This is a genomic window from Pseudoalteromonas translucida KMM 520 (genome assembly GCF_001465295.1).
GTDB classification, from domain to species: domain Bacteria; phylum Pseudomonadota; class Gammaproteobacteria; order Enterobacterales; family Alteromonadaceae; genus Pseudoalteromonas; species Pseudoalteromonas translucida.
Genome location: NZ_CP011035.1, coordinates 271,009 through 285,207 on the forward strand (window position 1 = coordinate 271,009; position 14,199 = coordinate 285,207).

Below are 14,199 nucleotides of genomic sequence, written 5' to 3' on the forward strand. Positions count from 1 at the left end.
TTATTGTAAATATATCATCAGAAACTTGAATTTTCAGTTACTTATGTAATTATTAAAGGACTTTGCATAAATGGGGATACCTCAATTTACAATGAAACAGCATCCTAAAAAAATAATAGTAGTACTGCTATCAGGTGGATTTATATTTGCATTAGGTTGCTTTATTCTATTGTACTTTGCGGGTCAAAAATTAGTAGCGCAAACACGTTCAGACTCACAATATTTACTCTCTCAAGTAGACGATGGTGTAGAGGAAAGCGTTCGTGTTTTAACCCAATTAAATAACCTAAATTTTACTACTTGTAACGAAGCGAATTTGCTTGCTATGCGGCGGATGCTATTTGATGCCAAGTTTGCTATTGATATAGGTTACTTCAAAAATAATACATTAATCTGTACTACAGGTGCTGGTTTGCTTGAAAAACCTTTACCAGATAACCAACCAGATTATATTGTAAATAAAAACAGACCCTCACAAATAGGCATACGTTTTGAGCCTGAACTTTACTTATTACTTTTTACTAAGCGCCCACTAAAAGTACTGATTATTCGTCAAGGCAACTATAACCTCATATTAAAATCAGAAGTATTCGATCCTAAAATTATTGTAACGCCCCATTGGCAGGTTTTTTATAAAGAATCTGAAAACTTATTCCATTTAGCAGGGCAGATAGGGCTTCATAGTAATATAAAAAGTAATGACTATTTACATTACGAAACGGATATAACGTGTAGTAATAATAATGGCAATTATTGTGTTGCCCTGTATTTGCCATGGGATGTATTTTTTACCGATAATCGTCAACTATTTATTATTTCGTTTATTTTAATTTGTTTGGTGAGCATTTCGTGTGGCTTATTAGTTGATGAGCACTTAACTACACGCCGCTCAATTGTAAGCAGGATACGTAGGGGATTAAAGAGTGGTAATTTTTATTGGGTTTATCAGCCAATAGTTAATTTACAAAGCGGAAAAACAATTGGTTGTGAGGTACTTGCGCGCTTTAAAGATGATTACGGGGTGCTTACACCGGATCAATTTATTCCTATACTTAGACAAATTAATTTAACTTGGTCTTTTACCAAAATAATGATTAACACTGTGCTTAATGAGTTAGAAAGTGCAGAGCAGCTACCAAGTGAATTTAAGGTATCACTTAATATTTTTCCTTGTGATGTAGAGCAAGGGAATGTGTCGTCATTACCGAAAATAGCCGGGTTAATGCAATCTAAATTTGTAATTTGTTTAGAAATAACCGAAGACGAGTATTTAGATTCAACTATTGCTCATGACTATTTTAAAACATTAATCGAGTCGGGTTTTCACTTGTCGCTTGATGATTTTGGCACTGGTTATTCAAACTTAAAAAACTTACATAATTTAAGTTTTCATCAGCTTAAAATAGACCGTTCATTTGTGCAAGACATAGCTACGGAAGGTTTAAAAGCCTCTATGATCCCTAATATTATGGAACTAGTACACAAATTTGGTTATACCTGTGTGGCAGAGGGCATAGAAACCACAGCGCAAGAAGTCATTTTAAAAGAAGCAGGGGTACATTACGGGCAAGGCTGGAAGTATGGCCGCCCTATGCCTATTTTAGAATTTAAAGAGTATATAGCTAGAACGATAAAGTAACGCTTAGCGTATATTATTACTCACGTTTACTCTAAAAATTTAATGTAGGATTTACTATGGCTAAATCAATACTCACTGCTCTTTTATTTATACTTCTAGCGGCGTGCTCCACTCAGTACCCCAATCAGCAAGTAATTGGTAAACAATTTCCAATGATTAATGGTGAAAGTTTAACACAAAATAAAGTGACTATTCCAAGCGATTTTAATGCAGATAAAACACTTTTGCTTATGGGTTATAAGCAAGATAGTCAGTTTGACATTGATCGCTGGTTAATTGGTTTAGACATGAGCGGTGTTATTATTCCTACCTACGAACTACCCACTATTGCTGGTATGGCACCTCGTATGTTTAGCGCAGTTATAGACAGTGGTATGCGCAAAGGAATTCCAAAAGAGCTTTGGGCAGGGGTGATCACTATTTATAAAGACGGCGAAAAAGTACAAAAATTCACTGGTAATCAAAATCCCAACAATACCCGTGTAGTACTTATAAATAACAGCGGTAAAATACTTTATTTTTACGATAGAGGCTTTTCAGTTGATGCACTGAATAAGTTAAAAGTGAGTATTGAATAATTTACTTTAGTCTTTAAATTTATCTGCTTAGGTTAATTAAAGTGAAAGGGAGCGAATGCTCCCTTTATAATGCATGTTATTTAAAACTCGTAGCTTACACTAAAACGCGTAGTACGAGGCATAATGTAACGACCATTTGGTGCATCAGCATTACGTGGGTCACCCTCCGTGATGCCTTGCTCATCAGTTAAGTTATCAATTGCTACTTGAAGCTTAATGCCTTCCATTGGCTCTATAATTAAACCTAAATCAACTTTTTCATAGCCATCGAGTGTTACAGTGTTCTCGTTATTACCAAAGCGATCATCAACAGCTGAAAGCGTACCGTATAAAGTTGCATACATACCTTGTAGTTCAAAGTCGTAGCTTGGTGTTACACGTACTTGCCATTTTGGTTGACGCTGCGATTGGTTGCCATCGTTTGTTGGGCTTTCTGTAATTTCGGCATCTTGTAATGTCGTATTTAAATTAACAGAAAAACCAGACTCATGATTAAAGTTGTAATCAAGCTCTATACCGTATGCTTCGTTTGTTAAAATTTCAGCGGGTACACCAGGGCGGCGTACAAAGGTGTCGCCTTTAACTTCGTTTACAAATACGGTTGCATAAAAGTCGGTTGATTCAGTAATTAACTTGTAGCCAAGCTCGCCTTGAGTTATTTCTTTAATAAGCTTTTCTCCGCCTTCGTAGGCGTCAAAGTTATCTCTAAAGTCATCAAAGTACGGCATTTTATAACCACGGTTAACACGAGCAAATACACCCATGTCATCGTTAATTGAATAGTTTAATCCTGTAGTCCAAGACGTTTTACTTTCATCATAGCTAACGGTTTTAGTAATAATACCATCAAGGCCTTCATCTACACTGTATTCTACTTCGTGGTTTTCTTGGCGCACGCCAACATCAAGTGTAAACGCATCAGCAAATTTGTATTCACCAGTAACATAAAACGCGTTAGTACGCGCATCACCTGTTGAGCTTATGTCGTAGTTAAAATCACAGCCATCGGTGCTTTGATTACATCCAATCCCCGTCAATGCTTCGCCACCTGATTCAAGTACATGGTATGCAGTGTTACCTAAACTCCACCAATCTTTTGCTGAAGTACTTGCAGTGTAATACCCAAAGGTTGTTGATAGGTCGCCAAATTTTTTCGAAAAAGCTAAATCATTAGTAAATGAGCTGATTTCTTTAAGTACTACCCATCGACCAAGTTGTTGGACTGGGGTGTTGCTTTCGTATTCAGTGTTTGTAACTGCTCCAAATGCGGTTTGGCCGTTATCAGCAACTGCTCCAACCGTTGTTGCTGAACCACTAGGTACTAAACCGTAGGTATTTGCATCGCCTTTGGTAATGTTAAAGCGATCTGAAAAATGCCAACCATCTTTTAGCTCTAGCTTAATACTACCGCCCGAAACATGGCCGTCCCATCCTCGACCATCACCTAGGTCAATATCAAGTGCTTGTGCATCGGGGCCTGTAAATATTGTTGCTTGACGATTTAGCGTACCAAGTTGCGTATATTCTGCGTCAATACCATCAACATTAAGGGGTGTTGGTAAGTACCATGCACCGTGATCGTCTGTTTGGCGGGTATAAAAGTTAAGCTCACCGTTGTCTAAATCTTTAGTAATGTTGATTGTAAATTGGCTGCCTTTTTCTGAAGTAAAGCCCGCATCACGAATACCCGGTGAGCTTTTTACGTAACCGCCAACCATAAAGTATAAATCGTCAGTAATTTCACCACTCATTACAGCATCAACGCGCTGTAAGTCGTAATCAGAAGTTGTGTATTTAAATAAGCCTTCGGTTTCTTCGCCACCACGTTTTAATCTAAAGTTGGTTGTTAATCCAGGTTGTCCGTTAGATAAAACAGGGTTAGGTCCACCACGCAGGGCTTCTACTGTCTCAATGGTTTCATCAATACGAAACATTGATGAGTTTTCTAAAAATGACAACGTTGAAGCAGGATAAATAGGTGAGCCTTCAATACTGAGTGTTAAAAACGGGGCATCACCCCCACCAGGAAAACCACGAACAAATACATTCGCACCCGATTCACCACCTGAGCTTTCTACCCAAACACCAGGTATTGCTTTAAACAAGTCGGCGGTGCTTTTAGGAGACAGTTTAATAATTTGCTCGCTATCGATATTAGTAACTGCATAGCTTGCATCTATTTTTCTGACACCAACACCGGTAGGTGTTCCCGATACCACAATGCGCTCAACTTTTTGTTTTTCTTGTGTTTGCTCTGCTGCAAATGCGCATTGAGTGCTAAACGCTAAAGTAATTGCACACGCTAATGTGCTTTTTGCTTTATTGATTTTCATATGTGTGATCCATTTTAGTGTGTGAAACAGTGTGATTTTTTCAGCTTTATCTCTTAAAATTTAATGTAAATAGGCTGTGTATGTTGAAACCTTAGAGATAAATGCAAACGTTTGCAATATTTATTTGTAAACTATTTATGAATAAATATAGTTTGTTTATTGAGCTTATTTATCAGATAAACAATTTTTAAGACGTTGTTCGCGCCAGCAAAAAATAATAATGCTATATTGTCAGCAGGTTAGATAATTGTATTAAGCAACCAGAGTGCAGGCTAATTAGTGGCAACCGGCGATTTAGGAAAATCATGAATAATAAAAAAATTAAATTAATTGATTTAGCAAAACTAGCAGGGGTATCCACTTCAACAGTTTCGCGTGCGCTTAATGATAATCCGCTAATTAAGCAAGAAACCCGCGACAAACTAAAGCGCTTAGCTAAAGAACACAATTTTAGCCTGAATACTGCCGCAAGCCGCTTGCGTACTCAAAAAACCAATGTCGTGGCGGTTATAATTAACCTTGACGAACAAACAGAGCAGTCGATTAGTGACCCATTTTTACTTAAAGTGGTGAGCGAAATTAACCTTGCGCTTAATCAACAAGGGTTAGAGCTTTTATTATCAAACTCAATAATGGCGCAAGACGATTGGGCTAATTACTTTATTAATAGCCGCCGTGCAGACGGCATTATTGTAGTAGGCCAAGGTAAAAACCAAATCAATATCGAAAATGCAGCTAACGCAGGTATTCCGCTGGTAGTATGGGGGGATCCTAAAACACCCAGTAATTATGCCATTGTAGGAAGTGACAACTATTTAGGGGGCTTGCAAGCAACTACGCATTTAATAGAGCATGGAGCTAAAAATATTGTATTTTTAGGTGACCCAGAACACGGTGAAATTAGCGAACGTCATCGAGGGTACTCTGCTGCATTAGCATCTCATAAGTTAGAGCAACATGTTGTATCTATTGATATTACAAGTAGCTCTGCGTATCAATCTATTAACCAGTTACTGCGTGAAAAAGGTCTCTATTTTGATGGTATAGTTGCATGTAGTGACATGGTTGCTTTAGGGGCAATGAAAGCCTTAAAAGAGCGCTATGTAAGCATTCCTAACGATGTAGCCTTAGTGGGCTTTGACGACATTGCAATGGCCGACATTAGCCACCCTTCGCTATCAACTATCCGACAAAACACACAATATGCAGCCACGTTATTAGTTGAAAAGCTAATGCAACAACTCGCTGGTGAGAAAGTCGAATCACAAGTCATTGATATTGAATTAATTCCCCGTCAATCAAGTAAACGATAGTTTATAAATCATGTTGAGTTAATGTTAAAACTTAAATGCAAACGATTGCATTAGCAGTTATTCTAAATTAAACTCAAATCTCACTGATACAAATACACACAGTGTATGCACCCGTTATGGGCATACAATAAAGGTCGTTATAGCGTTTAAATAACGCTGTAAATCGAGGGCAGTTATGAGTAAAACAAAAGTCACACTAGCTATTGCAGCAAGTTACTTTATTTTTGCTATTTTATTAAATAGTGTAGGTACCGTTATTTTGCAGGCAATAAATACCCTAGGGGTAAGTAAAACAGAAGCCTCAGTTCTTGAAGGGTTTAAAGATTTATCCATTGCGGTAATGTCATTTTTAGTGGCTTCGTTTATTCCTCGCTTGGGTTATAAGCTTGCCATGCTTGGGGCACTTACTGTTGTTGCGCTTGCTTGTGTAAGTACGGCTTTAATTAGTGACTTTTATGCGTTTAAAATTTTATTTGCAGCTATTGGCTGTGGCTTTGCTGTGGTGAAAGTATCGGTTTACTCTATTATTGGCCAAGTAACAGGCGATGCTAACAGCCACTCTTCATTACTAAACACCATAGAAGGCATTTTTATGGTTGGTGTATTAAGCGGCTATTGGATTTTTACTGCTTTTATAGATCCAAGTGACTCAACCGCGTGGCTTAACGTTTATTACTTGCTGGCAGCTCTAGCCCTAATTGTAATAGCAAGCGTTATTGCTGCGCCTATAAAGCCTGCTATTGTAAGTAAAACTAAACGCTCAAGCTGGTATGACTTTATAGCTATGCTAAAGCTAACATATCAACCATTAGTGCTCATATTTATAATTAGCGCTTTTTTATACGTGCTAATTGAGCAGGGAGTAGGTACTTGGTTACCCACATTTAATAATGAAGTTTTAAAACTTCCTGTCGCTATTAGTATTCAGTTGGCTAGTATTTTTGCTGCAGCACTTGCGCTTGGGCGCTTAGTGGCAGGGCAAGTACTAAAACACATTAATTGGTTTGTTGTATTGTGCAGTTGTTTAATTGCTATGGCTGGTTTAATACTCATTACCTTGCCACTTACCGAAAATATTACTGAAAATAACGTCACGAGTTTATTTGACGCTCCTCTTGCTGCATTTGTTTTACCGTTAATTGGTTTTTTTATGGCGCCTATTTATCCGGTACTTAACTCCGTTATGCTCAGCGCGCTTGAAAAACATCGTCATGCCGCTATGACTGGCTTAATTGTGGTTTTTTCAGCACTTGGAGGCACAACAGGCTCAATAATAACCGGTTATGTATTTGAGCACTTTAGTGGCCAGCATGCGTTTTACCTTTCTTTGGTTCCTATTAGTTTAATTTTTATTAGCGTGGTTTTTTTCAAAAAACGTACAGATGTTATCTCACAACACGCAACCACAGCTTAAAAGTAAGGAAAGTTATGAGTTTTTTCGAGAGCCAATTATTTAAAGATGTTCAAACGCAGAATGTATTTAGTGACTGTAAAACATTTGCAGATGCAATTGCGCGTGTTAATTGGCAAAGTGCATGTAAAAGTTATGAGCAACTAGCTCCTTTAAATGACGCGCAGCTTAGTGAGTTTGTAAACGCACACTTTATTACTTCCCCAGTGCTAACAATGGACACTGAAGTTGATACGTCATCTGTTAAACAGTATATAAATTCGTTATGGACTGGCCTTAAAAGAGAAGCCGATATTCCAAAGCAAGACTCATTACTTGCACTAAAACACAGCTACATTGTGCCTGGTGGACGTTTTCAAGAAATTTACTATTGGGATAGCTATTTTACAGCCTTGGGTTTAATTGATGCAGATAAAGGTGATGTAGTTGAAGATATGCTACTTAATTTTATCGATTTAATTAACGATTTTGGCAGTATTCCAAATGGTAACCGCCGTTACTATTTATCACGCTCGCAGCCGCCTGTTTTAGCACTCATGGTCGAATTGCTCTGGGAACACACACACAATAAATCACTTAATACGCAATGGCTTAATATGTGTGTAGCAGCACTTGAAAAAGAATATATGTTTTGGATGCAAGGCGCGCAGTTGCTTTCGGATAATGTATTGAGCTCAAACCGTGTAGTAAGAATGCCTTGTGGCGGTGTTTTAAATCGTTATTGGGACAATGTGAGCGAGCCAAGAGCGGAGTCACTGCGTGAAGATTTAGAGCTAGCGCAAGGATTAGCAGACAATAAAAAAGCTGACTTTTATCGTAATATTCGCGCTGCGTGTGAGTCGGGCTGGGATTTTAGTTCTCGTTGGCTTGGTGAATCTAATTTACTAAGCTCTATTCAAACCACTGATATTGTTCCCATTGATTTAAATTGTCTTATGTATAACTTAGAAAGCCAGCTAAGTGATTTTTTTAAACTGCTCGGCAATAGTAAGCAAGCTGAGCATTACGAATCACTTGCTAACAATCGTAAAGCACTTATTAATACTTATCTTTGGAATGAGTCTATCGGTTTTTTTGTTGATTATAACTGCCGTACAGCCATCCAGTCTCAGGTGCTTAGTGCAGCAGCAACTACTGCTTTATTTGTTAATTTAGCCAGCAATGAGCAAGCAGCCAAAGTAGCTACGTTATTAGCCAATGATTTTTTAAAAGAGGGTGGTATTGTTACAACGATTACTCATACACCACAACAATGGGATAGTCCAAATGGTTGGGCGCCACTACAATGGTTTGCAGTAAAAGGGCTTAATAATTACGGTATTACACAACTAAGCACTAATATAATGCAGAACTGGATAAATATGGTTGAGAAAAACTTTGAGACAAATAAGTGCTTGCTAGAAAAATATAATGTGTGCATACCTAATGTTTTAGCCAGTGGCGGTGAATATCAAGTACAGGAGGGTTTCGGTTGGACAAACGGCGTAACGACTCGATTTTATAAGTTACTAGGCCACTAATCCGATCTGTTATTTACCTTATAAAAGCAATTAAGTGGACTCGAATTATAATGGTTAAACTTTTATTTTATTGGTTTTTATTTAAGGACGAGGGGCGAGCACTCACGGCAAGATCATTATAAATTGAACTTATAGAGCAAGTAGTGATCAGATCAAGGTATTGTAATTACTTGGTCGTATAAATATGAGCACTACTTTTCTGAAACATTTTAATTCAATTACAGATCCCCGCATTGAACGCTGTAAAAAGCATGAACTTATCGATATTTTAACTAATAGTTACCTATTAATATGACATAAGCCCAGCAAAGCTGGGCTTTTTAGTGTCAGGTTTTATTAAAAAAGCGGCAGCTAATCTATTTCAGTTGTGATTTAGCAACTAACTAAGTTTATGTTTACTCACAATTAGTCCGTTCACATCGGCGTAAAGCCAATCATTAGGCTCAATGCAGACGCTTAACATGGCAATAGCTTGATTGTTTTCACCACAACCTCGCTTTAACGTACTGCGTGGTGTCGAGCCAAGCGCCATAATAGGTAAATTTAAGGTAGCAAGAATCTCAATATCTCGGCAACAACCATTTATAACTATGCCTTCCCAGCCATTTTTTAAAGCACGCTCTGCCATAATATCGCCAATAAATGCAAAGCGTTTACTAGCAAAACCGTTAATAACCAGCACTTTACCTACGCCATTTTGATGGAGTATTTCAGCGGCAAACGAATTGTCATCGGGGCACGTTACAGTAACGACTTGACCACTAAAGGTGGTTTTGTTGCCAAAGTGCTGTAATCCACAGTCGGCTACTTGTACGCTATCACGGTGTTCGTCGTATAGATCGGGAGTCGTGAACTTGTTCATATTTGCTTTCTCTGTTTAGTGAGTTATTTAACGACACCACCGGTAAAAGTGGTAATACGAGACAAAAGAGCCAGTAACTATAATTTACCTAGCGTTTGTACTGCTTTAGTTAAATTTAAACACTGAATAGCTGTTTACGCTTATTGCTTATAACTATAGTGGTCATATTTAGCTTTGATAATGCAAGTTATGCACTGCTGATTAACGGCATATTATTGTTAAAATAAAAAATTACTGTTAGTTTAGCTACAAATTGTTAAGTAGTACTTTAGGTTTAATATGGGATTTTTAACTAAAAATAAATTCACCTTATATGGTGTGGCTGCCATTTTACTTTGGAGTTGCTTAGTTGCACTACTTAGGGATGTGTCTGAGTTGTTTAGCCCTATTGGTGGCGCAGCCGCTATGTATACTGTTAGTGCTGTATTTTTAATATTAGTGATGGGGTTACCCAAGTTAAAAGGGTTTTCAAAACGCTACTTAGTAATTGGTACTTTATTATTTGTATTTTATGAGGTGTGCTTAGCGCTTTCTATTGGTATGGCTAATAATAGGCATCAGGCTATGGAAATGGCGGTAATAAACTATTTATGGCCCACTCTTACTATTTTATTAACCATTATAGTAGGGCGTAAAAAAGTAAGTTTATGGGTCTATCCGAGTATGTTTGTTGCCTTTTTAGGCGTTGCTTGGTGCATAGCTGGCGATGCGGGTATTTCAGTCAACACATTAGCAAATAACTTTGCAGATAATCCTGCTACGTATTTAATGGCGCTTGCAGCTGCATTTATATGGGCTATTTATTGTGTGGTTACGCAGAAGTTGAGTAACGGTAAAAATGCAATAACGTTATTTTTTACAGTAACCGCAGTGAGTTTGTGGATACAGTTTGCAATAAGTAACGAGGCGGCATTAACGTTTTCAATAAATTCGAGTATTACATTGTTACTAGCAGGTGTGGTTGTTGGCAGCGGGTATGCACTTTGGAACCAAGCTATTATTGGCGGTAACTTAATGTTGTTGGGCACGCTTTCGTACTTTACGCCGGTGTTTTCTACTGTAATTTCGGCGCTGTATTTATCGGTGTCACTTAGTGTGTCGTTTTATCAAGGAGTCGTACTGGTAACGCTTGGCTCGCTTGTTTGTTATTTTGTTACGCGAGATAAGCCCCAAAAATATAATGTAAAAGTAACGACTTAAAAAACAGTCAGCTAAAGTTTAATTACCTCTAAAGCTCTTTTTATAAGGGCTTTAGATCTTTATTTAGAATTTTTAACTTGCGCGAGTAACTCAATAACTTTTTGTTGACCAAATGAGTGTGCAAATTGCTCAGCGGTTTGACCGGCTTTGTTTTGATGCGCGTTGTCGCAATCAAGTGATACGAGCGTTTTAGCGATACTAAATTCACCTCTGAATATAGCAGCCATAAGGGCTGTGTTACCTCGGTTATCTTCCATGCAAGCATTAGCGCCTAAATGTAAAAGCGTGTTTACCGTGTTTTTATTACCATGGTAAGTGGCAATCATTAATGCGGTGTAGCCTTTATTGTTGTAGCTGTCGATAGGAATACCGGCATCTACAAATTGCTTAATTACAGCGGTATCGTTGGTACGTGCAGCGGCAAAGTAATAAGCAAATAAACTCTCGTATTGTGTTTTCGATGAGTGTTGGTTTTCAAGTTGCGTACTAGGTGTTTGTGCATCCGTTGTATTTTGAGCGTAAACACTACTGGTAAAGCTTATTAGTAGCGCTACTATAATTAATAAATTACGCATCACTTTATACCTTTTAAAAAGAGGAAGGGGATTGGTTGCCTCCTTCCTCATGGTTGTGGTTGCTTATATAACAGCGAGTTTAGTTGGGACTAATTTTTTGTAACTTGCTAATTACAGGTTAGCTGCAAGCTGCTTAACTATTTTAATATCGCCATTAACGGCTTTAGTTAAACGTGTACCGTACTCACTATCAGCTTTGTAAAAGTGGCTAAGCATTTTGTGCTTAACGTTACTGTCTTTTATTTTTACTAAATCACCCGCTAGGTTATTGATCAGATTAGTACGCTCTTGCTTACTAAAACCTCGGTATAAAACACCTGCTTGCGCAAAGTTTTGCTGCTTTTCAATCGCTGCTTGTTGTACGTAACCTTTAAGCTGCGTTTGGCTTCTACGGGCAATTGGGTTTTCAGCTAGGTTCTCTTGGCTTGGTTGATAGTTTACGTTGCTTTGGGTGTTACCATAGTTCATTGCGCCGTCTTGGTTGTAGTTAACTACCTCAACTTTTGCACGGTTAATTGGCAACTGCTGGTGGTTAGCACCAAGGCGATACATTTGCGTATCTGCGTATGAAAATACACGCCCTTGTAATAACTTATCTTCTGAGGGTTCAATACCCGCAATAATGTTAGACGGTGCCATTGCTACTTGTTCCGTAGACTGGAAAAAGTTAGTTGGCATGCGGTTAAGCGTTAATGTACCTGCTTTCACTTCTTTTATATTTAACCACATTTTTGTTGCATCTAATGGGTTGTAATCAAAGTCGTCAAGCTGCGACGGATCAAGCGTTTTAATGTATAGATCCCATTCTGGGAAGTTGCCTTTATTTACTTCGCTGTATAAATCACGCGTTAAATGTTGAAAGTCTTGGCCTTGAACTTCAGCGACTTCTTTTGCATTTAAATTCTCAATGCCTTGCTTACTTACCCAATGAAATTTAACGTACTTAACATCACCCAATTTATTGATCATTTTGTAAGAGTGAACACCCCAACCATCCATTTTACGTAAGCTTGCTGGTGTGCCGTAGTCGCTATAAACCCACGTTAACATGTGAGTAGAGCCTGGTTCGTATGAAAAAAAGTCAAAAACACGGTTAGGATCTTGAATGTTATCTACTGGTGATGGTTTTAATGAATGGATCATATCTGGAAATTTTATTGCATCACGAATAAAAAATACTGGCAAGTTAAGGCCCACTAAATCCCAGTTACCGTGATCGGTGTAAAACTTAATAGCAAAGCCGCGCGGGTCACGCAGTGTTTCTGGGCTACCTTTTGAGTGAATTACCGATGAAAAACGTACAAAAACGTCAGTTTCTTTACCTGCCTCGGTAAAAGGCGCTGCCATGGTTAAATCATCTAAACTTTTTGATGCCACAAATACCCCGTGGGCACCCGTACCACGCGCATGTACCACACGCTCAGGAATACGCTCACGTGCAAAGCGTTGTAGTTTTTGAATTAGCTGTACGTCTTCTAATAACACACTGCCGCGCTCGCCTGCAGTTATTGAATTTTGGTTGTCGCCAACAGTTGCGCCGTTGTCTTTAGTTAATGTAGCCGCGCTTGCTGGTAATGCCATCGCAAGTGTTAACGCGCTTAATGTTAGTTTTGTATTCTTGTTTATTGCGTTTAATAAAATATTCATGTCGACCTTATTATTAAAAAGTGCCGGCAGTGCTGCTGGCTGTTTAACTGTTGAGGAGTGTATGAACATTGTTTTGTTCGGTAAAGTTGATTAAATAGATTGGATTAATTCATAAATGAGATTGAGTGGGAGGTTAAGAATATACTTTTAACGGTAATTTTAGGTTTATATATATTTTGTAAACTTGATTAAATACAGCAACTTTTAGTTTTGTTTATTTATATTTGTAGTAGTGACAAGTAAATTCGTTCACTTTTTGTTGACATTCAAAAACAATAAAGGGAATATGCTCGATAGCCGGGCTTATGCTCAATTTGTGTGTTTGTACAAAAAGTAAATGTTTAAGGTAACCCAATGAACGCTAAAATTGATTTAGTAATATTTGATTGCGATGGGGTAGTCATCGACAGTGAAATACTCAGCGCTCAAGTGTTGATTGATATGCTTGCGTATTTTACGGTTAATATTGACCGCGGATATGTACAGCAACACTTTTTGGGGTGTAATTTTAAAACCGTAAGTCAAAAAATCCAAAACGCCTTTAATGTCACTCTGCCACATAGCTTTGAAGATGATTACCGAGAAGCGCTCCTAAACGAGTTTGAAGCAGCGCTCACTACAACCGATGGCATAAGCGAAGTACTTAATAACTTAGCTGTGCCCAAATGTATTGCCACAAGTAGCAGCCCAGCACGTACAGCTAAAGCATTAGATATAGTTAATTTAAGTAACTGTTTTAGCAATACAATATTTACCAGCAGTGAAGTAAAGCGTGGTAAACCCGCCCCCGACTTGTTTTTACATGCAGCTAAGCAAATGGGCGTAAAACCAGAGCATTGCTTGGTAATTGAGGACAGCGAAGCTGGCGTATGCGCAGCCATAAATGCCAATATGCAAGTACTGCATTACAGTGGCGGGCAGCACATGCAAACGGCCATTAACTATGTTCGTAAAGCGTATCCGAATGTGGCTCACTTAACTCATTGGCAGCAGTTTTTTACAGCTTATCCTGCTCTTAAAAGTAAAAATATTTAAACATAGCTACTTATACCAACACACATTTATAGGGTTTATAAGTAGCAAAATATAAGCGTTGTTAGTACTGATATTAATTATAAAAA

The 14,199-nt window shown here is 38.1% G+C and carries 11 protein-coding genes; 7 read left to right on the forward strand and 4 right to left on the reverse strand.

Going from position 1 to position 14,199, the window contains the following annotated elements; genetic code table 11:
- Window positions 1–70: 70 nt before the first annotated feature.
- Window positions 71–1,639, forward strand: a complete 1,569-nt coding sequence (locus PTRA_RS16730; RefSeq protein WP_083497553.1) for an EAL domain-containing protein — start codon at window positions 71–73, stop codon at window positions 1,637–1,639.
- Window positions 1,640–1,695: 56 nt separating this feature from the next.
- On the forward strand, window positions 1,696–2,217 hold the full coding sequence (locus tag PTRA_RS16735) for a hypothetical protein (protein ID WP_058374805.1): 522 nt from the start codon (window positions 1,696–1,698) through the stop codon (window positions 2,215–2,217).
- An 80-nt stretch (window positions 2,218–2,297) separates the two neighbouring features.
- Here PTRA_RS16735 and PTRA_RS16740 read toward each other — a convergent pair whose 3' ends face one another.
- Window positions 2,298–4,550 carry a TonB-dependent receptor gene (locus PTRA_RS16740; RefSeq protein WP_058374806.1) on the reverse strand — a complete coding sequence of 751 codons (2,253 nt, stop codon included), beginning with the start codon at window positions 4,548–4,550 and terminating at the stop codon, window positions 2,298–2,300.
- 305 nt (window positions 4,551–4,855) lie between these two features.
- Here PTRA_RS16740 and PTRA_RS16745 point away from each other — a divergent pair, with 305 nt between their 5' ends.
- From PTRA_RS16745 to PTRA_RS16755, 3 genes are all read left to right on the forward strand, one after another.
- Window positions 4,856–5,863, forward strand: coding sequence for a LacI family DNA-binding transcriptional regulator (locus PTRA_RS16745; protein WP_058374807.1), 1,008 nt, complete (start codon window positions 4,856–4,858; stop codon window positions 5,861–5,863).
- A 175-nt stretch (window positions 5,864–6,038) separates the two neighbouring features.
- Window positions 6,039–7,277 carry an MFS transporter gene (locus PTRA_RS16750; protein WP_058374808.1) on the forward strand — a complete coding sequence of 413 codons (1,239 nt, stop codon included), beginning with the start codon at window positions 6,039–6,041 and terminating at the stop codon, window positions 7,275–7,277.
- 14 nt (window positions 7,278–7,291) lie between these two features.
- On the forward strand, window positions 7,292–8,794 hold the full coding sequence (locus PTRA_RS16755) for a trehalase family glycosidase (RefSeq protein ID WP_058374809.1): 1,503 nt from the start codon (window positions 7,292–7,294) through the stop codon (window positions 8,792–8,794).
- Window positions 8,795–9,173: 379 nt separating this feature from the next.
- On the opposite strand, the gene PTRA_RS16760 is transcribed toward PTRA_RS16755, so the two are convergent.
- Window positions 9,174–9,656 carry a putative 4-hydroxy-4-methyl-2-oxoglutarate aldolase gene (locus PTRA_RS16760; RefSeq protein ID WP_058374810.1) on the reverse strand — a complete coding sequence of 161 codons (483 nt, stop codon included), beginning with the start codon at window positions 9,654–9,656 and terminating at the stop codon, window positions 9,174–9,176.
- Between the two features lie 279 nt (window positions 9,657–9,935).
- Here PTRA_RS16760 and yddG point away from each other — a divergent pair, with 279 nt between their 5' ends.
- Complete coding sequence (yddG, locus tag PTRA_RS16765; RefSeq protein ID WP_058374811.1) at window positions 9,936–10,856, forward strand: aromatic amino acid DMT transporter YddG; 921 nt, start codon at window positions 9,936–9,938, stop codon at window positions 10,854–10,856.
- Window positions 10,857–10,915: 59 nt separating this feature from the next.
- Here yddG and PTRA_RS16770 read toward each other — a convergent pair whose 3' ends face one another.
- Complete coding sequence (locus PTRA_RS16770) at window positions 10,916–11,431, reverse strand: ankyrin repeat domain-containing protein (protein WP_058374812.1); 516 nt, start codon at window positions 11,429–11,431, stop codon at window positions 10,916–10,918.
- 111 nt (window positions 11,432–11,542) lie between these two features.
- On the reverse strand, window positions 11,543–13,078 hold the full coding sequence (locus PTRA_RS16775; RefSeq protein ID WP_058374813.1) for a catalase: 1,536 nt from the start codon (window positions 13,076–13,078) through the stop codon (window positions 11,543–11,545).
- Between the two features lie 354 nt (window positions 13,079–13,432).
- Here PTRA_RS16775 and PTRA_RS16780 point away from each other — a divergent pair, with 354 nt between their 5' ends.
- Window positions 13,433–14,113, forward strand: a complete 681-nt coding sequence (locus tag PTRA_RS16780; protein ID WP_058374814.1) for an HAD family hydrolase — start codon at window positions 13,433–13,435, stop codon at window positions 14,111–14,113.
- The last annotated feature ends 86 nt before the right edge of the window (window positions 14,114–14,199 follow it).

What these genes read in the sequence shown, in the direction of transcription:
- PTRA_RS16775 (WP_058374813.1), bottom strand. Translation starts at nt 13,078, where the DNA reads ATGAATATTTTATTAAACGCAATAAACAAGAATACAAAACTAACATTA.
- PTRA_RS16745 (WP_058374807.1), top strand. Translation starts at nt 4,856, where the DNA reads ATGAATAATAAAAAAATTAAATTAATTGATTTAGCAAAACTAGCAGGG.
- PTRA_RS16730 (WP_083497553.1), top strand. Translation starts at nt 71, where the DNA reads ATGGGGATACCTCAATTTACAATGAAACAGCATCCTAAAAAAATAATA.
- PTRA_RS16740 (WP_058374806.1), bottom strand. Translation starts at nt 4,550, where the DNA reads ATGAAAATCAATAAAGCAAAAAGCACATTAGCGTGTGCAATTACTTTA.
- PTRA_RS16750 (WP_058374808.1), top strand. Translation starts at nt 6,039, where the DNA reads ATGAGTAAAACAAAAGTCACACTAGCTATTGCAGCAAGTTACTTTATT.
- PTRA_RS16755 (WP_058374809.1), top strand. Translation starts at nt 7,292, where the DNA reads ATGAGTTTTTTCGAGAGCCAATTATTTAAAGATGTTCAAACGCAGAAT.
- PTRA_RS16770 (WP_058374812.1), bottom strand. Translation starts at nt 11,431, where the DNA reads ATGCGTAATTTATTAATTATAGTAGCGCTACTAATAAGCTTTACCAGT.
- PTRA_RS16760 (WP_058374810.1), bottom strand. Translation starts at nt 9,656, where the DNA reads ATGAACAAGTTCACGACTCCCGATCTATACGACGAACACCGTGATAGC.
- PTRA_RS16780 (WP_058374814.1), top strand. Translation starts at nt 13,433, where the DNA reads ATGAACGCTAAAATTGATTTAGTAATATTTGATTGCGATGGGGTAGTC.
- PTRA_RS16735 (WP_058374805.1), top strand. Translation starts at nt 1,696, where the DNA reads ATGGCTAAATCAATACTCACTGCTCTTTTATTTATACTTCTAGCGGCG.
- yddG (WP_058374811.1), top strand. Translation starts at nt 9,936, where the DNA reads ATGGGATTTTTAACTAAAAATAAATTCACCTTATATGGTGTGGCTGCC.